Annotated in this window: 14 protein-coding genes and 3 rRNA genes; 16 read left to right on the forward strand and 1 reads right to left on the reverse strand. The window is 66.9% G+C overall.

The features are described 5' to 3' along the window. Positions 1 to 77 precede the first annotated feature (77 nt). From EDD93_RS12865 to proC, 4 genes are all read left to right on the forward strand, one after another. Positions 78 to 956 carry a class I SAM-dependent methyltransferase gene (locus EDD93_RS12865; RefSeq protein ID WP_123525280.1) on the forward strand — a complete coding sequence of 293 codons (879 nt, stop codon included), beginning with the start codon at positions 78 to 80 and terminating at the stop codon, positions 954 to 956. 73 nt (positions 957 to 1029) lie between these two features. Continuing rightward, positions 1030 to 1797, forward strand: coding sequence for an ABC transporter ATP-binding protein (locus EDD93_RS12870; protein ID WP_123525281.1), 768 nt, complete (start codon positions 1030 to 1032; stop codon positions 1795 to 1797). After that, on the forward strand, positions 1794 to 2597 hold the full coding sequence (locus EDD93_RS12875; protein ID WP_123525282.1) for an ABC transporter permease: 804 nt from the start codon (positions 1794 to 1796) through the stop codon (positions 2595 to 2597). Before EDD93_RS12870 ends, EDD93_RS12875 begins: the two co-directional genes overlap by 4 nt. 77 nt (positions 2598 to 2674) lie before the next feature. Next, positions 2675 to 3484 carry a pyrroline-5-carboxylate reductase gene (proC, locus tag EDD93_RS12880; protein ID WP_123525283.1) on the forward strand — a complete coding sequence of 270 codons (810 nt, stop codon included), beginning with the start codon at positions 2675 to 2677 and terminating at the stop codon, positions 3482 to 3484. 1 nt (position 3485) lies between these two features. On the opposite strand, the gene EDD93_RS12885 is transcribed toward proC, so the two are convergent. After that, positions 3486 to 4070, reverse strand: a complete 585-nt coding sequence (locus EDD93_RS12885; RefSeq protein WP_123525284.1) for a cysteine hydrolase family protein — start codon at positions 4068 to 4070, stop codon at positions 3486 to 3488. 74 nt (positions 4071 to 4144) lie between these two features. Between EDD93_RS12885 and EDD93_RS12890 the strand changes: the two genes are divergently transcribed. From EDD93_RS12890 to EDD93_RS12950, 12 genes are all read left to right on the forward strand, one after another. Further along, the gene (locus EDD93_RS12890) at positions 4145 to 5170 is read left to right on the forward strand and encodes a GlxA family transcriptional regulator (RefSeq protein ID WP_123525285.1); all 1026 of its coding nucleotides are present in this window, start codon (positions 4145 to 4147) and stop codon (positions 5168 to 5170) included. Positions 5171 to 5826: 656 nt separating this feature from the next. Next, positions 5827 to 7352, forward strand: a 16S ribosomal RNA gene (locus EDD93_RS12900). 307 nt (positions 7353 to 7659) lie between these two features. Beyond that, a 23S ribosomal RNA gene (locus tag EDD93_RS12905) occupies positions 7660 to 10785 on the forward strand. A gap of 79 nt (positions 10786 to 10864) precedes the next feature. Continuing rightward, positions 10865 to 10981, forward strand: a 5S ribosomal RNA gene (rrf, locus tag EDD93_RS12910). Together the 16S, 23S and 5S rRNA genes form the textbook arrangement of a ribosomal RNA operon. A gap of 74 nt (positions 10982 to 11055) precedes the next feature. After that, complete coding sequence (locus tag EDD93_RS12915; RefSeq protein ID WP_123525286.1) at positions 11056 to 11700, forward strand: HAD family phosphatase; 645 nt, start codon at positions 11056 to 11058, stop codon at positions 11698 to 11700. 42 nt (positions 11701 to 11742) lie between these two features. After that, a complete protein-coding gene (locus EDD93_RS12920; protein ID WP_123525287.1) occupies positions 11743 to 12945 on the forward strand; it encodes an MFS transporter in 1203 nt (400 codons plus the stop codon). Further along, positions 12914 to 14086 (forward strand): acetoin utilization protein AcuC, encoded by a 1173-nt coding sequence (locus EDD93_RS12925; protein ID WP_123527734.1) that lies wholly within the window; start codon positions 12914 to 12916, stop codon positions 14084 to 14086. Before EDD93_RS12920 ends, EDD93_RS12925 begins: the two co-directional genes overlap by 32 nt. A gap of 91 nt (positions 14087 to 14177) precedes the next feature. Continuing rightward, positions 14178 to 14993: a phosphatase gene (locus EDD93_RS12930; RefSeq protein WP_123525288.1), complete on the forward strand. Its 816-nt coding sequence runs from the start codon at positions 14178 to 14180 to the stop codon at positions 14991 to 14993. Positions 14994 to 15121: 128 nt separating this feature from the next. Continuing rightward, entirely contained in the window at positions 15122 to 15334 is a 213-nt protein-coding gene (locus EDD93_RS12935) for a helix-turn-helix domain-containing protein (RefSeq protein ID WP_158072253.1), read from the forward strand. 110 nt (positions 15335 to 15444) lie between these two features. Next, positions 15445 to 15543, forward strand: coding sequence for a 30S ribosomal protein bS22 (locus EDD93_RS12940; RefSeq protein WP_003948845.1), 99 nt, complete (start codon positions 15445 to 15447; stop codon positions 15541 to 15543). A gap of 240 nt (positions 15544 to 15783) precedes the next feature. Beyond that, positions 15784 to 16881 carry an NAD-dependent epimerase/dehydratase family protein gene (locus EDD93_RS12945; protein WP_123525289.1) on the forward strand — a complete coding sequence of 366 codons (1098 nt, stop codon included), beginning with the start codon at positions 15784 to 15786 and terminating at the stop codon, positions 16879 to 16881. 15 nt (positions 16882 to 16896) lie between these two features. After that, positions 16897 to 17952, forward strand: coding sequence for a lysophospholipid acyltransferase family protein (locus EDD93_RS12950; protein ID WP_123525290.1), 1056 nt, complete (start codon positions 16897 to 16899; stop codon positions 17950 to 17952). Positions 17953 to 18057 lie beyond the last annotated feature (105 nt).

An 18057-nucleotide genomic window follows, 5' to 3' on the forward strand; every position in this document is an offset into this window, starting at 1 on the left:
CCGCCCCGGCCGCCCCGCCCCGGCGCCACGCCGCGAACGCCTCGCCCCGGCAGGGCCGCCGAGGCCACGATGGCCGCATGGCCACTACAAGTACCCCTGACCCCGTGCCCCCGCGCGCCCTGTCGTTCGACCGGGCCGCCGCCCAGTACGGCGCGGCCCGCCCCGGCTACCCGGACGCCCTCCTGGACGCCGTCGAGGAACTCGCCGGCCGGCCCCTGCGGGGAGCCCGCACCCTCGACGTCGGGGCGGGCACCGGCATCTCGACCCGCCGCCTCCACGGCCGGGGCGCCGCCGTCGTCGCCGTCGAGCCGGGCCCCGGGATGGCGGCGGAGCTCCGCAGGACCCTGCCGGACGTCCCGCTGGTGCGGGGCGACGGCAACCGCCTCCCCTTCGCCGGGGCCTCGGCCGACCTGATCACGTACGCCCAGTCCTGGCACTGGACCGACCCCGCGCGTTCCGCCCCCGAGGCGATGCGCGTCCTGCGGCCGGGCGGCGCGCTGGCCCTGTGGTGGAACGTCGCCGACCCCGGCATCGGCTGGATCGCGGAACAGGGCGCGCGACTGCTCGCCTTCTTCACCGCCGAGATGCCCGAGCTGTCCGAGGTGACCGGCTCCGGAGCGACGGCCGGTTCCGGAGCGCCGACCGGCCCCGCAGCGACGGCCGGCCCCGCAGCGCCGGCGCCCGCGGCTGCGAACACCGGCGTCCACGGCTCGCCCGTCTCCGCCCGCGACCTGCCGTCCGGGCTCACGTTCGTACACCGCCGGCTGCCCTGGACCCGGCGCGTCCCCCTCGCCACCCACCTCGCCAACCTCGGCAGCCACTCCGCCTTCCTGGTCCTCGGTGACGAGCCCGCCCGCCGCTTCCTCGACGAGGAGCGCGCGCACCTCGCACGCATCTTCCCGGGCGGCACCGTGGAGGAGGCGTATGCCGTCGAGCTGAGCGTGGCCATCCGCTGAACCGGCGCACCTCACCGCACAGCGGCGCCCGGCTCCCTTGACGGAGACATGCCGCGAGGACAGAATTCATCACATGATGAATTCTCCGGGCGCCGCCATCGAGGCCCGCGGCCTCACCGTCGTACGAGGCAGCCGCACCGTCCTCAAAGGCCTCGGCTTCACCGTCGAACCCGGCAGGATCACCGGGCTCCTCGGCCCCTCCGGCTGCGGCAAATCCACCCTGATGCGCGCCGTCGTCGGCACCCAGGCCAAGGTCACCGGCACCCTCGACGTCCTGGGCAGCCCGGCGGGCCACCCCGCACTCCGGCCACGGATCGGCTACGTCACCCAGGCGCCCTCCGTCTACACGGACCTCACCGTCCGGCAGAACCTGGACTACTTCGCGGCGATCCTGCAGCCGGGCCGCCGCCACCGCGACGCCCGCCGCGAAGCCGTCACCCGGGCGATCACCGAAGTCGACCTGACCAGCCACTCCACCGCCCTCGCCGGCACGCTCTCCGGCGGCCAGCGCACCCGCGTCTCCCTGGCCGTGGCGCTGCTCGGCACCCCCGAACTCCTCGTCCTCGACGAACCCACCGTCGGCCTCGACCCGGTGCTCCGCCGCGATCTGTGGAGCCTCTTCCACAGCCTCGCCGCCGACCGGGGCACCACCCTCCTCGTCTCCTCGCACGTCATGGACGAGGCCGAGCGCTGCCACCGCCTGCTCCTGATGCGCGAGGGCGAGATCCTCGCCGACGACACCCCCGAGGCACTGCGCACCGCCGCCCGCACCGAGACCGTCGAAGAAGCCTTCCTCCACCTGGTCGACGCGGCCGCCACCCGTCAGGAGAACGCCCGATGAGCACGACGACCACCCGGACCACCCAGAGCCCCGGGACCACCGCGGCCGCCGCCACCTCACCCCTCAGCGCCGCCCGCACCCTGGCCACCACCGCCCGCGTCCTGCGCCAACTGGCACACGACCCCCGCACCATCGCACTGCTCCTGCTGATCCCGGTCGTCATGATCACGCTGCTGCGGTACGTCTTCGACGGCAGCCCCCGCACCTTCGACTCCATCGGCGCCTCGCTGCTCGGCATCTTCCCGCTGATCACGATGTTCCTGGTGACGTCGATCGCCACCCTGCGCGAGCGCACCTCGGGCACCCTCGAACGGCTCCTCGCCATGCCGCTCGGCAAGGGCGACCTGATCGCCGGCTACGCCCTCGCCTTCGGCGCCGTCGCCGTCGTCCAGTCGCTCCTGGCCACCGGCCTCTCGGTGTGGGTGCTCGGCCTGGACGTCACCGGGTCCCCGTGGCTGCTGCTCCTGGTCGCGGTGCTCGACGCCCTGCTCGGCACGGCGCTCGGCCTGTTCGTCTCGGCCTTCGCCGCGTCCGAGTTCCAGGCCGTCCAGTTCATGCCGGCCGTGATCTTCCCGCAGCTCCTGCTCTGCGGGCTGTTCATCGCCCGCGACCGGATGGCACCCGTCCTCGAAGCGATCTCGAACGTCCTGCCCATGTCGTACGCCGTGGACGGCATGAACGAGGTCCTCCACCACGCGGACGTCACCGGCGACTTCGTCCGCGACGTCTCGGTCGTGGCGGGCTGCGCCCTTCTCGTACTCGCCCTCGGTGCGGCCACCCTGCGCCGCCGCACCACCTGACGGGCCGGTGCGAGGATGGCGGGCACGAGTACCGAGAACAGCCGGCACCGCCGGCACCGCCCGGAGGGTGAAACCGCATGACCCAGACAGTCGCAGTCCTCGGCACCGGCAAGATCGGCGAGGCCCTGCTCAGCGGCATGATCCGGGCCGGGTGGCGTCCGGCGAACCTGCTCGTCACCACCCGCCGCTCGGAGCGCGCCGAGGAGCTCCGCAACCGCTACGGGGTCGACTCCGTCAGCAACGCCGAAGCCGCCGCCCGCGCCGACATCCTCATCCTCGCGGCCAAGCCCCAGGACATGGGCCGCCTCCTCGACGAGCTCTCCGCCCACGTCACCGCCGACCGCCTGGTCATCAGCGCGGCGGCCGGCATCACGACCGCCTTCATCGAGGACCGCCTCACCGAGGGCACCCCGGTTGTCCGCGTCATGCCGAACACCCCCGTCCTGGTCGACGAGGGCATGTCCGTCATCTCCGCGGGCAGCCACGCCACCGGCGCCCACCTCGCCACCGCCGAGGCGATCTTCGGCGGGGTCGGCAAGACCCTGCGCGTCCCGGAGTCCCAGCAGGACGCGGCCACCGCGCTCTCCGGCTCGGGCCCCGCCTACTTCTACTTCCTGGTCGAGGCGATGACCGACGCCGGAATCCTGCTGGGTCTGCCCCGCGCCCAGGCCCACGACCTGATCGTCCAGGCCGCCATCGGCGCCGCCGTGATGCTCCGCGACAGCGGCGAACACCCGGTCAAGCTCCGCGAGGCCGTCACCAGCCCGGCCGGCACCACGATCAGCGCCATCCGCGAACTGGAGAACCACGGCGTACGCGCCGCCCTCATCGCCGCCCTCGAAGCTGCCCGCGACCGCAGCCGCGAGCTCGCCTCCGGCAACGGCTGACCTACCGGGCGGCGGCGATCAGCTCCGCACTGCGCACCACCTTCGCGAACCCACCGCCGTGCAGCGTCACGGCGGTGGCCCGCGCCAGCTCCTCGGCCCCGAGCGTCCACCCCCACGGCCCCACCCCGTCGAAGGTGTACGTCGCGTCCAGCGCGAAGAACACCTCGTACCCGAGGTTCCCCGCCATCCGGGCCGTCGTCTCCGCGCACATGTTGGTCTGGATACCGGCCACCACCAGCTGCCGCACTCCGCCCCCGCCCAGCCAGTCCGCCAGATCCGGCGTGCCGTAGAACGCCGAGTTCACGCTCTTCGTCACCAGCAGCTCGGGCCCACCGCCCTTGCCGCGCCGCTCCTCCACGTACGACTTGAAGCCGTTCCCCGGATATCCCGTCCGCAGCGGCGAATCCGGCTTGGGCGAGTCATGCCGTACGAAGGCGACCGGACGCCCGCTCGCCTGCCAGGCATCGATCAGCCCGGCGATGTTCCCGTCCGCCGAGGGGTTGTTCCTCGGCCCCCAGTACGCCTCCTCCTCGAAGCCCTGCTGTACGTCCACCACTACCAGCGCTGCGTTCTCCGCGATCTCCATGACAGAAATCCTGCCGCGCATCCGCCCGACGGCCCAGAGGCCCAAAAGCCATCGATCGATGCTTTACTGCCACCGTGACGTCAACTCCCGCTCCTGCCCCTGCCGACACCACGCGGATCGCCCTCGTCTCCTTCCCGGGCATCCGCGCGTTCGACGTCTCGGTCATCACGGAGGTCTGGGGCGTGGACCGGACGGACCGCGGAGTCCCGCCGTTCGAGCTGCGCCGCACCGCGGCCGCCACCGCGCCCATCCCGCTGCGCGGCGGACTCTCCCTCACCCCCGACCGCACGCTGAGCTGGCTGGCCCGCGCCGACCTGATCGTCGTGCCGGGCCTCGACGACCACGTGACGCCGGCGCCGGAACCGGTCCTCGAAGCGCTGCGCCGCGCGCACAGCCGCTCCACGCCGATCGCCGCGCTCTGCGGAGGCGCCTTCACCCTCGCCCAGGCCGGCCTCCTCGACGGGCGACGAGCGGTCACCCACTGGAACCTCACCGACCTCCTGCGCACCCACCACCCCGGCGTCACCGTCGTTCCCGACGCCCTCTTCGTCCACGACGACAATCTCTGGACCTCGGCGGGCACGGCAGCCGGCATCGACCTCTGCCTCCATCTCGTCCGTACGGTCCACGGCGCCGAGACCGCGGCGACGATCGCGCGTTCGATGGTCACGGCCCCGTTCCGTACCGGCACCCAGGCACAGTTCATCGAGCACCCGACCCCGCACACGGACCGCGACGCCGACACCCTCGCCGCCGTACGCGCCTTCGCCCTGACCCATCTGGCCGAACCGCACACGGTGGCGGAGCTCGCCGCCCGCGCCGGCATGTCCTCGCGCTCCTTCGCGCGCCACTTCCAGGCGACCACCGGCACGACGCCCCTGCGCTGGCTGATCACCCAGCGCATCGCCGCAGCTCAGAAGCTGCTGGAGCGCACCGACCTGCCCCTGCCCGAGGTGGCCCGTCGCACGGGCTTCGGCAGCGAGATCACCATGCGCCAGCACTTCGCGACCCACCTGGCCACCAGCCCTCGCGACTACCGGCTGGCCTTCCACCGCAGCCCACCGAGGGCCGGGGTTGACACGCCCGGCCCACATCCGTAATGTGCTCCGAGTTGTCCGACGTGAGCGCCGACCCCGGTCGGTCCCCGGACAGCGATTCCGCAGTAACCACAACGAGTGAGCGACAGCTGTCGCCTGTCTCCGCGTGCGCATTCGCGAAATGAGGAATCCACGTTCGAAGGAACGTGACCCCGATTAGCGTCGGGGCCCTGGATTCCGCTAATGTCTCACTCGTCGGAACGGCCCAACAGCCGGGAAGACAAGCCCCACTGACTGGGAATCAGGCCCGAAAGGATCTGATAGAGTCGGACTCGCCGGAAAGGGAAACGCGAAAGCGAAGAACTGGAAAGCGAAAATGCGAGGCCCGCTTCGACCGGGAATCGGACACGAAAGAGTCTGATAGAGTCGGAAACGCAAGACCGAAGGGAAGCGCCCGGAGGAAAGTCGCAGAAAATGTTCTGCGGTGAGTACAAAGGAAGCGTCCGTTCCTTGAGAACTCAACAGCGTGCCAAAAGTCAACGCCAGATACGTTGATACCCCGACCTACTTCGGTAGGTTCGAGGTTCCTTTGAAAGTCCTGGCAGACCACACTAGTGGTTCTACCAGGCAATGCACATAGCGAGGACACAGTGAACAGTCGGTCTTATTCCGACTCGACTGTTCCGCTCTCGTGGTGTGGTCCCGATTACGGGAAAACATTCACGGAGAGTTTGATCCTGGCTCAGGACGAACGCTGGCGGCGTGCTTAACACATGCAAGTCGAACGATGAAGCCCTTCGGGGTGGATTAGTGGCGAACGGGTGAGTAACACGTGGGCAATCTGCCCTTCACTCTGGGACAAGCCCTGGAAACGGGGTCTAATACCGGATAATACTTTCCCTCTCATGGGGGAAGGTTAAAAGCTCCGGCGGTGAAGGATGAGCCCGCGGCCTATCAGCTAGTTGGTGGGGTAATGGCCTACCAAGGCGACGACGGGTAGCCGGCCTGAGAGGGCGACCGGCCACACTGGGACTGAGACACGGCCCAGACTCCTACGGGAGGCAGCAGTGGGGAATATTGCACAATGGGCGAAAGCCTGATGCAGCGACGCCGCGTGAGGGATGACGGCCTTCGGGTTGTAAACCTCTTTCAGCAGGGAAGAAGCGAAAGTGACGGTACCTGCAGAAGAAGCGCCGGCTAACTACGTGCCAGCAGCCGCGGTAATACGTAGGGCGCAAGCGTTGTCCGGAATTATTGGGCGTAAAGAGCTCGTAGGCGGCTTGTTGCGTCGGTTGTGAAAGCCCGGGGCTTAACCCCGGGTCTGCAGTCGATACGGGCAGGCTAGAGTGTGGTAGGGGAGATCGGAATTCCTGGTGTAGCGGTGAAATGCGCAGATATCAGGAGGAACACCGGTGGCGAAGGCGGATCTCTGGGCCATTACTGACGCTGAGGAGCGAAAGCGTGGGGAGCGAACAGGATTAGATACCCTGGTAGTCCACGCCGTAAACGTTGGGAACTAGGTGTTGGCGACATTCCACGTCGTCGGTGCCGCAGCTAACGCATTAAGTTCCCCGCCTGGGGAGTACGGCCGCAAGGCTAAAACTCAAAGGAATTGACGGGGGCCCGCACAAGCAGCGGAGCATGTGGCTTAATTCGACGCAACGCGAAGAACCTTACCAAGGCTTGACATATACCGGAAAGCATCAGAGATGGTGCCCCCCTTGTGGTCGGTATACAGGTGGTGCATGGCTGTCGTCAGCTCGTGTCGTGAGATGTTGGGTTAAGTCCCGCAACGAGCGCAACCCTTGTTCTGTGTTGCCAGCATGCCCTTCGGGGTGATGGGGACTCACAGGAGACTGCCGGGGTCAACTCGGAGGAAGGTGGGGACGACGTCAAGTCATCATGCCCCTTATGTCTTGGGCTGCACACGTGCTACAATGGCCGGTACAATGAGCTGCGATGCCGCGAGGCGGAGCGAATCTCAAAAAGCCGGTCTCAGTTCGGATTGGGGTCTGCAACTCGACCCCATGAAGTCGGAGTTGCTAGTAATCGCAGATCAGCATTGCTGCGGTGAATACGTTCCCGGGCCTTGTACACACCGCCCGTCACGTCACGAAAGTCGGTAACACCCGAAGCCGGTGGCCCAACCCCTTGTGGGAGGGAGCTGTCGAAGGTGGGACTGGCGATTGGGACGAAGTCGTAACAAGGTAGCCGTACCGGAAGGTGCGGCTGGATCACCTCCTTTCTAAGGAGCATTTCTTACCAGGGTCTACGGGCTTTGGTCAGAGGCCAGTACACCGGCGAATGTTCGGTGCTGGTTGCTCATGGGTGGAACGTTGACTATTCGGCACGGTTGGCTGGTTTTCGTGAGTACTGCTTCGGCGTGGAAAATGGGAATTGGTTGATCGGGTCGGGCACGCTGTTGGGTATCTGAAGGTACGGCCGTCATGGTCGTCCTTCGGTTGCCGGCCCCAGTGAACTCGCCCGGTAAGGGTGGGGTGATGGGTGGCTGGTCGTTGTTTGAGAACTGCACAGTGGACGCGAGCATCTGTGGCCAAGTTTTTAAGGGCGCACGGTGGATGCCTTGGCACCAGGAACCGATGAAGGACGTGGGAGGCCACGATAGGCCCCGGGGAGCTGTCAACCAAGCTTTGATCCGGGGGTGTCCGAATGGGGAAACCCGGCAGTCGTCATGGGCTGTCACCCGCTGCTGAACACATAGGCAGTGTGGAGGGAACGAGGGGAAGTGAAACATCTCAGTACCCTCAGGAAGAGAAAACAACCGTGATTCCGGGAGTAGTGGCGAGCGAAACTGGATCAGGCCAAACCGTATGCGTGTGATACCCGGCAGGGGTTGCGCATGCGGGGTTGTGGGATCTCTTTTTCACGGTCTGCCGGCTGTGAGACGAGTCAGAAACCGTTGATGTAGGCGAAGGACATGCGAAAGGTCCGGCGTAGAGGGTAAGACCCCCGTAGCTGAAACATTAACGGCTCGTTTAAGAGACACCCAAGTAGCACGGGGCCCGAGAAATCCCGTGTGAATCTGGCGGGACCACCCGTTAAGCCTAAATATTCCCTGGTGACCGATAGCGGATAGTACCGTGAGGGAATGGTGAAAAGTACCGCGGGAGCGGAGTGAAATAGTACCTGAAACCGTGTGCCTACAAGCCGTGGGAGCGTCGCGCGCCGAGTTTACTCGGTGCGTCGTGACTGCGTGCCTTTTGAAGAATGAGCCTGCGAGTTTGCGGTGTGTTGCGAGGTTAACCCGTGTGGGGAAGCCGTAGCGAAAGCGAGTCCGAATAGGGCGATTTAGTAGCGCGCTCAAGACCCGAAGCGGAGTGATCTAGCCATGGGCAGGTTGAAGCGGAGGTAAGACTTCGTGGAGGACCGAACCCACCAGGGTTGAAAACCTGGGGGATGACCTGTGGTTAGGGGTGAAAGGCCAATCAAACTCCGTGATAGCTGGTTCTCCCCGAAATGCATTTAGGTGCAGCGTCGTGTGTTTCTTGCCGGAGGTAGAGCACTGGATAGGCGATGGGCCCTACCGGGTTACTGACCTTAGCCAAACTCCGAATGCCGGTAAGTGAGAGCACGGCAGTGAGACTGTGGGGGATAAGCTCCATGGTCGAGAGGGAAACAGCCCAGAGCATCGACTAAGGCCCCTAAGCGTACGCTAAGTGGGAAAGGATGTGGAGTCGCAGAGACAACCAGGAGGTTGGCTTAGAAGCAGCCACCCTTGAAAGAGTGCGTAATAGCTCACTGGTCAAGTGATTCCGCGCCGACAATGTAGCGGGGCTCAAGCGTACCGCCGAAGTCGTGTCATTCCAGCACATACCCCCAACGGGGGCTGGGATGGGTAGGGGAGCGTCGTGTGCCGGGTGAAGCAGCCGCGGAAGCGAGTTGTGGACGGTTCACGAGTGAGAATGCAGGCATGAGTAGCGATACACACGTGAGAAACGTGTGCGCCGATTGACTAAGGGTTCCTGGGTCAAGCTGATCTGCCCAGGGTAAGTCGGGACCTAAGGCGAGGCCGACAGGCGTAGTCGATGGACAACCGGTTGATATTCCGGTACCCGCTTTGAAACGCCCAATACTGAATCAGGCGATGCTAAGTCCGTGAAGCCGGCCCGATCTCTTCGGAGTTGAGGGTAGTGGTGGAGCCGACGAACCAGACTTGTACTAGGTAAGCGATGGGGTGACGCAGGAAGGTAGTCCAACCCGGGCGGTGGTAGTTCCCGGGGTAAGGGTGTAGGCCGTGTGGTAGGTAAATCCGTCACACATTGAGGCTGAGACCTGATGCCGAGCCGATTGTGGTGAAGTGGATGATCCTATGCTGTCGAGAAAAGCCTCTAGCGAGTTTCATGGCGGCCCGTACCCTAAACCGACTCAGGTGGTCAGGTAGAGAATACCGAGGCGTTCGGGTGAACTATGGTTAAGGAACTCGGCAAAATGCCCCCGTAACTTCGGGAGAAGGGGGGCCATCACTGGTGATCGGATTTACTCCGTGAGCTGGGGGTGGCCGCAGAGACCAGCGAGAAGCGACTGTTTACTAAAAACACAGGTCCGTGCGAAGCCGTAAGGCGATGTATACGGACTGACGCCTGCCCGGTGCTGGAACGTTAAGGGGACCGGTTAGCTGACTTTCGGGTCGGCGAAGCTGAGAACTTAAGCGCCAGTAAACGGCGGTGGTAACTATAACCATCCTAAGGTAGCGAAATTCCTTGTCGGGTAAGTTCCGACCTGCACGAATGGCGTAACGACTTCTCGACTGTCTCAACCATAGGCCCGGTGAAATTGCACTACGAGTAAAGATGCTCGTTTCGCGCAGCAGGACGGAAAGACCCCGGGACCTTTACTATAGTTTGATATTGGTGTTCGGTTCGGCTTGTGTAGGATAGGTGGGAGACTTTGAAGCGGCCACGCCAGTGGTTGTGGAGTCGTCGTTGAAATACCACTCTGGTCGTGCTGGATGTCTAACCTGGGTCCGTGATCCGGATCAGGGACAGTGTCTGATGGGTAGTTTAACTGGGGCGGTTGCCTCCTAAAGAGTAACGGAGGCGCCCAAAGGTTCCCTCAGCCTGGTTGGCAATCAGGTGTTGAGTGTAAGTGCACAAGGGAGCTTGACTGTGAGACCGACGGGTCGAGCAGGGACGAAAGTCGGGACTAGTGATCCGGCAGTGGCTTGTGGAAGCGCTGTCGCTCAACGGATAAAAGGTACCCCGGGGATAACAGGCTGATCTTCCCCAAGAGTCCATATCGACGGGATGGTTTGGCACCTCGATGTCGGCTCGTCGCATCCTGGGGCTGGAGTCGGTCCCAAGGGTTGGGCTGTTCGCCCATTAAAGCGGTACGCGAGCTGGGTTTAGAACGTCGTGAGACAGTTCGGTCCCTATCCGCTGTGCGCGTAGGAATATTGAGAAGGGCTGTCCCTAGTACGAGAGGACCGGGACGGACGAACCTCTGGTGTGCCAGTTGTCCTGCCAAGGGCATGGCTGGTTGGCTACGTTCGGAAAGGATAACCGCTGAAAGCATCTAAGCGGGAAGCCTGCTTCGAGATGAGTATTCCCACCCTCTTGAAGGGTTAAGGCTCCCAGTAGACGACTGGGTTGATAGGCCAGATGTGGAAGCCCGGTAACGGGTGGAGCTGACTGGTACTAATAGGCCGAGGGCTTGTCCTCAGTTGCTCGCGTCCACTGTGTTAGTTCTGAAATAACGAACGGCCGTGTTGTGTTCCGGTGTTGGTTAATTTCATAGTGTTTCGGTGGTCATTGCGTTAGGGAAACGCCCGGTTACATTCCGAACCCGGAAGCTAAGCCTTTCAGCGCCGATGGTACTGCAGGGGGGACCCTGTGGGAGAGTAGGACGCCGCCGAACTCCTTTTAATAGTTAAGCCCCGTGCCCTTGTGGCACGGGGCTTTTCTGCGTTCCGGACAGTTTAAGGTCGAGACATGCGCTACGAACTGGTCATCTTCGACAACGACGGTGTGCTCGTGGACAGCGAGCCGATCTCCAACACCCTCCTGGCCGCCTACCTCACCGAGCTCGGCCACCCCACCACGTACGAGGAGTCCCTCCGCGACTACATGGGGGCCGCCATGCACCGGGTGCACGACCTCGTCGAGGAGCGCGGCGGGGAGAAGCTGCCCGCGGACTTCGACGACACGTTCCACTCGCGGGTGTTCGCCGCGTTCCGGCAGGAGCTGCGGCCCGTACCCGGCGTCGAGGAGGTGCTGGGGGACCTCGTCGCCGAGGGGGTCCCGTACTGCGTCGCCTCCTCCGGCAGCCACGAGCGGATCCGCGTCGGGCACCGCGCAACGGGGCTGGACCAGTGGTTCGAGGAGGAGTGGATCTTCAGCGCCGAGGACGTCGGGCGCGGGAAGCCGGCCCCCGACCTGTTCCTGCACGCCGCCGACCGGATGGGGGTGCCGCCGGAGAGGTGCGTCGTCATCGAGGACAGCCCGCTCGGGGTGGAGGCGGCCAGGGCGGCCGGCATGGACGTGTACGGGTTCACGTCGATGATGCCGGCGGACCGGCTGGCCGGGGTGACCGGGCATTTCTCCGACATGGGCCAGCTGCGGGAATTGCTCGCCTGACACATCTACCCATGGGTAGAAAGTGGCTCTACGCTCGCGCCCATGACAGATGCACGTTTGCGGCACGGCAGAGCTTCCCTCGCGTTGAGCTTCTTCGTGCAAGGCGTCACGTTCGCTTCTCTCGTGACGCGGATCCCCGCCATTCAGGACCGGTACGGGATATCCGACGGCCTGCTGCCCGTGTTCCTCGCCGCCGTGCCGATCCTGGCCGGCGTGGGCAGCGTGGTCACCGAGAAGGTGGTCGCCCGGGTACGGCCGCGCGTGGTGCTGCGGTGGACGCAGCCCGTCGTACTGCTCGCGCTCCTCGGCGTCGGTGCCGGGAGCGAGCTGTGGGCGGCGGCCCTGGCGCTCGGCGTGTTCGGGCTGGCCGTCGGTGCGCTGGACGCGTCCACGAACATGATGGGCGTCAGCCTTCAGCGGGCCTACGGGCGTTCCATCATGCTCGGCTTCCACGCCGCGTACAGCCTGGGCGGGATCGCCGGGGCGTCGATGGCCTGGGCCGGGGCGCACTGGGATCTGTCGCTGCTGGTCTCCTACCTCCCGGTCGTGGTGGTGCTGTTGCCCGTCGCGTTCGTCGGGAGCCGGTGGTACGTCGAGGGGAAGCTGGAGGACGAGGGGCAGGCCGCGGAGAAGGGGAAGCCCGGCTCCGTCTCGTTCAAGCTGCTGATGCCGCTCTGCCTGGTGATGAGCTTCGCGTACATCGGGGACTCGACCGTCTCCAACTGGAGCGCCAAGTACCTGCAGGACGTGCTGGGGAGTTCGGAGCAGCTGTCGACCCTCCCGTACAACGTCTACATGGTGACGACGCTGCTCGGGCGGGCCGTCGGGGACTTCGGGGTGCGGCGGTTCGGGGCGGTCGCCGTGGTGCGGTTCGGGAGCGTGCTGGCCGCGGCCGGGTTCGGTGTGGTGGCCGTCGCAGGCGGTGCCTGGACCGGGATGCTCGGGTTCACCATGCTGGGGTTCGGTCTCTGCGTGATCGTGCCGCAGACCTTCGCGGCCGCCGGGCGGCTGTTCCCCGGTGACAGCGACACCGCGATCGCCCGGCTGAACATCTTCAACTACGTGGGGTTCCTGGTCGGATCACCGCTGGTGGGGGCCATCGGGGACGCCTGGAGCTACCGGGGCGCCATGCTCGTACCGATGGTGCTGGTGCTCGCGATGCTCGTGTACGCCAAATCGTTCGGTACGGAGCCCGCCCGATACGGTGGCGGGCATGAGCGGCCGCGCACAGTTGATGTGGGATGACGCAGTAACGGGATACGACTTCGGGGACAGCCACCCCATGGACCCGGTCAGACTCGCGCTGACGATGGGCCTGGTGCGGGCGTTCGGTCTCGACCGTGCGGTGGACGTGGTGTCGGCCAAGCCCGCCGGGGAGTCCACACTGCGGCTCGTGCACCGCCCGGACTACGTGGCGGCCGTGCGGGCCGCCTCGGCGGACCCGGACCACGCCGACCAGAAGTACGGACTCGGCACGGTGGACGATCCGGCGTTCGCGGGCATGCACGAGGTGTCGTCGCTGATCGCCGGGCAGTCGGTGGCCGCGGCGGAGGCGGTGTGGCGGGGGCGGGCCGGGCACGCGGTGAACTTCAGCGGCGGGCTCCACCACGCCATGCCCGCCGCCGCGTCGGGCTTCTGTATCTACAACGACCCGGCGCTCGCCATCGCACGGCTGCTGGAGCTGGGCGCGGAGCGGGTCGCGTACGTCGATGTGGACGTGCACCACGGGGACGGCGTGCAGGCGGCGTTCTGGGAGGACCCGCGGGTGCTGACCGTCTCGCTGCACGAGCACCCCCGCACCCTCTTCCCGCAGACCGGCTGGCCGGAGGAGACCGGCGCCGGGGCGGGCGAGGGCGGTGCGGTGAACGTGGCGCTGCCGGCCGGGACGGGGGACGCGGGGTGGCTGCGGGCGTTCCACGCGGTGGTGCCGGAGCTCCTCGCGGACTTCCGGCCGCAGGTCCTGGTGACGCAGCACGGGGCCGATACCCACTTCGAGGACCCGCTGGCCCATCTCGCGGTGTCGCTGGACGCCCAGCGGTCGGTGATGGCGGCCTGCCACGACCTCGCCCACGAGTACGCCGACGAGGGTCGCTGGGTGGCGCTCGGCGGCGGGGGCTACGCGGTGGTGGACGTGGTGCCGAGGTCCTGGACGCATCTGGTGGGGATCGCCGCCCACGCCCCCGTGGACCCGGAGTCGGTGATTCCGTCGTCCTGGCGGGACGAGGTCTACGCCAGGACCCGGCAGCTGGGGCCGGCCCGGATGACCGACGGCCGTACCCCGTCGTGGAAGTCGTGGGAGGAGGGGTACGACCCGGCGGACCGGCTGGACCAGGCGGTCCTGGCGAGCCGCCGGGCGGCCTTTCCGCTGCGGGGGCTGCTGACCTGACGCCGGACGCCGGGTGCGGCCGTTACGCCAACTGTGCGGCGCAACCCGGCTTTTGGCCCCCGGGCGGTGCGGGTACGGGAGCATCGGCAGGGTGTTGAGCACCGGAGCGCTGCGCGCGCATCTGCTGGCGGCCCGGCTGGCCGGGCCCGTGGCCACCCCCCGGGAGGTGAGTCTGCGGAGCTATCGGCTGTTCGCGGCCAGGGACCCCCGGGTGACGCTCGGGCTCGACCCGGGACAGGGCTGGGGGGAGCTGGACCTGCTCCGTCTCATGGCCGACAAGTGCGGGGTCTCGGCCGACCCCGCGCACGTATCGGGTCCCGATGTGATCGACCCGGAGCGGACGCTGGCCGGGCTGGACGCCTTCGCGGCCCGGCTGTCGGAGGCGGCCCGGCGGCGGGCACCGGTGCTGTTCGGCACCGGACATCCGCACCGGCTGCTCGGTTTCTACGCCGCACTGGCAGACGCTTTGTCGTCGGTCGGGTGCACCGTACTCACTCCCGCGCAGGGGCGATGTATCGACATAACGACCCGGTTCGGCGTACGCACGTACAACCTCGACTACGTACGGGGAGTCGCGCTGGTGCGCGAACCCGGCGTGCGGGTGCCCGGTGGTGGTACCGGCGCACACTCCCACTCACCGCTGCCCGTGAGGGTGGTTCTGGAGGCTGTCGCGGAGGGCCGGGGACCGCTGCCGGAACTCGTCGTGGGGGACCACGGCTGGGTCTGCGGGGCAGGTCAGCTGGGCATCGAGGCGATCGGGCTGGCCGATACGGACGATCCGGCGCTGTTCGTCGGTGAGGCAGAGGGAAGGGTGTCGGTCGCCGTGCCGGTGGACGACGCCGTGCGGTCCGCCTACTACCTGCCGCTCACGCGCTATGTACTCAATCGGGCGTGTCTGTCACAGTAGGCGGCCGATCGTCTCTCCTCTTCCCCACTCGCATCACCCGCCCCTAATCTGGGGAGTGAGCGCACATCGACGAAGAGTCACCGGAGGGGAAGCCGGTGCGCGTCGCGTGCGGAAGGTACAGGTGGATCATGGCTGCTGACAGCGAGAGGCCTCTCAACGAGGTCAAGTTTCTGACCGTGGCGGAAGTCGCCTCGGTCATGCGAGTGTCGAAGATGACCGTGTACCGCCTGGTGCACAGCGGTCATCTGCCGGCGATCCGGGTGGGCAGGTCCTTCCGGGTGCCGGAGCAAGCGGTTCACGAGTATCTCCGGGAGTCCTTCGTGGGGGTGGGGTCGGCCTGACATTCCCCTCGGATTACGTCCCTCACCCGGTGGCGGGTAGGCTAGGCCGACGTAGGTCGTGTGGGCCCAGACGCCCCGCACCAGTGAAGAAGAAGTGAGCGAGGGTAGTCGTGGGCTCTGTCATTAAGAAGCGGCGCAAGCGGATGGCCAAGAAGAAGCACCGCAAGCTGCTCAAGCGCACGCGCGTTCAGCGTCGCAACAAGAAGTAAGCGAACGCAGTTCGTGAAATCCGCAGCCCTTCCGCCGACAAGGCGGGAGGGCTGCGGTGCTGTGCGGGCGGGGCCGCGCATTCACCCGGGTTCCGGCACACATTCGGGCCAAGACGCGGGAGAAGGCCGCCGCGCGGGCATCACAGGGCAACGTCCACCCGCTACGGTGACCACCGGGGGAGAACCTCTTCGAGGACTCCTCCGACTCACTTCACGGGAGACCGACGGAAGGCGCTGATCTTGGGGAAGGTCGTGCTCGTCACGGGAGCGGCCCGGCAGCTGGGCGGCCGTTTCGTGCGGCGCATCCAGCGTGATCCGGACGTGGACCGGGTGATCGCGGTCGACGCGGTCGTGCCCGGCCATCAGCTGGGGGACGCCGTCTTCGTGAGGGCGGACATCCGCCAGTCCGCCATCGCCAGGGTCCTCGCCGAGCACTCGGTCGACACGGTCGTCCACCTGGACGTCAGCGCGATGGGCCCCGGTGCCCAGGGCCGCAGCGCGGTCAAGGAGACCAACGTCATCGGCACCATGCAGTTGCTCGGTGCGTGCCAGAAGGCCCCGGCCGTCCAGCGGCTGGTGGTCAAGTCCAGTACGGGCGTCTATGGTTCCGCGCCGCGCGATCCGGCGGTCTTCCACGAGACCACCCCGCCCAAGTCCTTGCCGAGCGGGGGCTTCGCGAAGGACGCGGTGGAGGTCGAGGGGTACGTACGGGGCTTCGCGCGCCGCAGGCCGGACGTGGCGGTGTGCGTGCTCAGGTTCGCGAACATCCTGGGGCCCGAGGCGGATTCGCCGCTCGCGGACTATCTGTCGCTGCCGGTGCTGCCGACGGTGTTCGGGTACGACCCGAGGCTCCAGTTCGTCCACGAGGACGATGTCATCGACGTACTGGTCATCGCCGCGAGCGAGCCTCGGCGCTCCACGCTGAACAGCGGCACCTTCAACATCGCCGGGGACGGGGTGCTGCTGCTCTCGCAGTGCTCGCGGCGGCTGGGGCGGCCGACGATGCCGGTGCTGCTGCCCGCGGTCACCTGGGTCGGCCAGGCGCTGCGTACCGTCGGGATGACGGACTTCTCGCCGGAGCAGATCCGGCTGCTCACCCATGGCAGGGTGGTCTCCACCGTCCAGATGCGCGAGACCCTGGGCTTTTGGCCCCGGTTCACCACGGTGGAGACGTTCGCGGAGTTCGCCCGCAGCCGGGGACCGGGTCTGCTGCCGCCCGAGACGGTGGGCCGGGCCATCGGCAGACTGGCAGCGATGCCGTTCGCCGGGGGGACCGGCGGGGCCCCGGGGATCACCGGGGCCGGCGACGACACACACCCGACCCCGAGCGGCAGGTAGAGGAGCGCACCGACGATGGCGGACGCCAAGGTCATTCCGTTCGACGACGACCGTTCGCGGCCGGGGGGTTCGCCGCGTGCCGCGCGGCGGCGTGGCCCCGGACGCGGCAACGGGTCCGTGAGCGCCCTGCCGGGGCAGCCGGGCGCCGGGCCGCCGTCGGAGCGGCCGGAGGGGCAGGGGGAGCCGGCTGAGGCCGATGAGGCCTCGGTGGCGGCCGAGGGCGCGGGCCGGGGCGGCTGGGAACGGCGGATCGCGGGCGGACTGGCGTTCCTGCGCCGGCGGGTCACGGGCGACTACGACGTCGACGAGTTCGGCTACGACGAGGAACTCACCGACCAGGTGCTGATGTCGGCGCTGCGGCCCCTGTACGAGAAGTACTTCCGGGTCGAGGTGAAGGGCATCGAGAACATCCCGTCGGAGGGCGGGGCGCTCATCGTGTCCAACCACTCCGGGACACTGCCGCTGGACGGGCTGATGCTCCAGGTCGCGGTGCACGACAACCATCCGGCGGGGCGGCATCTGCGGCTGCTCGCGGCGGACCTGGTCTTCATGCTGCCGGTCGTCAACGAGCTGGCCCGCAAGGCCGGGCACACCCTCGCCTGCGCGGAGGACGCGGAGCGGCTGCTGCGGCAGGGCGAGGTCGTCGGGGTGATGCCGGAGGGCTTCAAGGGCATCGGCAAGCCGTTCGGCGAGCGGTACAAGCTCCAGCGCTTCGGGCGTGGCGGCTTCGTGTCGACGGCGCTGCGCGCCGGGGTGCCGATCGTGCCGTGCTCGATCGTGGGGGCGGAGGAGATCTACCCCATGATCGGCAACTCCCGGACGCTCGCGCGGCTGCTGGGTACGCCGTACTTCCCGATCACGCCGACGTTTCCGTGGCTGGGGCCGCTGGGGGCGGTGCCGTTGCCGACGAAGTGGACGATCCAGTTCGGTGAGCCGATTCCCACGGACGGGTATCCGCTGGAGGCGGCGGAGGATCCGATGCTGATGTTCAACCTGACGGATCAGGTGCGGGAGCAGATCCAGCACACGCTGTACAAGTTGCTGGTGCAGCGGCGGTCGGTGTTCTTCTGAGTGTGCGTGGGGCGCCCGGGTGCGCCGGGGGAGCCGCTCTGTCCTCAATCGCCGGACGGGCTTGATCTGCCGGGCCGAGTTGGTGGTGGCGGACCGAGTGGATTG

Origin of the sequence: Streptomyces sp. 840.1 (genome assembly GCF_003751445.1) — a bacterium.
Classification (GTDB): Bacteria; Actinomycetota; Actinomycetes; order Streptomycetales; family Streptomycetaceae; genus Streptomyces.

What these genes read in the sequence shown, in the direction of transcription:
- EDD93_RS12915 (WP_123525286.1), top strand. Translation starts at nt 11,056, where the DNA reads ATGCGCTACGAACTGGTCATCTTCGACAACGACGGTGTGCTCGTGGAC.
- EDD93_RS12875 (WP_123525282.1), top strand. Translation starts at nt 1,794, where the DNA reads ATGAGCACGACGACCACCCGGACCACCCAGAGCCCCGGGACCACCGCG.
- proC (WP_123525283.1), top strand. Translation starts at nt 2,675, where the DNA reads ATGACCCAGACAGTCGCAGTCCTCGGCACCGGCAAGATCGGCGAGGCC.
- EDD93_RS12950 (WP_123525290.1), top strand. Translation starts at nt 16,897, where the DNA reads ATGGCGGACGCCAAGGTCATTCCGTTCGACGACGACCGTTCGCGGCCG.
- EDD93_RS12935 (WP_158072253.1), top strand. Translation starts at nt 15,122, where the DNA reads ATGGCTGCTGACAGCGAGAGGCCTCTCAACGAGGTCAAGTTTCTGACC.
- EDD93_RS12885 (WP_123525284.1), bottom strand. Translation starts at nt 4,070, where the DNA reads ATGGAGATCGCGGAGAACGCAGCGCTGGTAGTGGTGGACGTACAGCAG.
- EDD93_RS12920 (WP_123525287.1), top strand. Translation starts at nt 11,743, where the DNA reads ATGACAGATGCACGTTTGCGGCACGGCAGAGCTTCCCTCGCGTTGAGC.
- EDD93_RS12870 (WP_123525281.1), top strand. Translation starts at nt 1,030, where the DNA reads ATGATGAATTCTCCGGGCGCCGCCATCGAGGCCCGCGGCCTCACCGTC.
- EDD93_RS12925 (WP_123527734.1), top strand. Translation starts at nt 12,914, where the DNA reads ATGAGCGGCCGCGCACAGTTGATGTGGGATGACGCAGTAACGGGATAC.
- EDD93_RS12865 (WP_123525280.1), top strand. Translation starts at nt 78, where the DNA reads ATGGCCACTACAAGTACCCCTGACCCCGTGCCCCCGCGCGCCCTGTCG.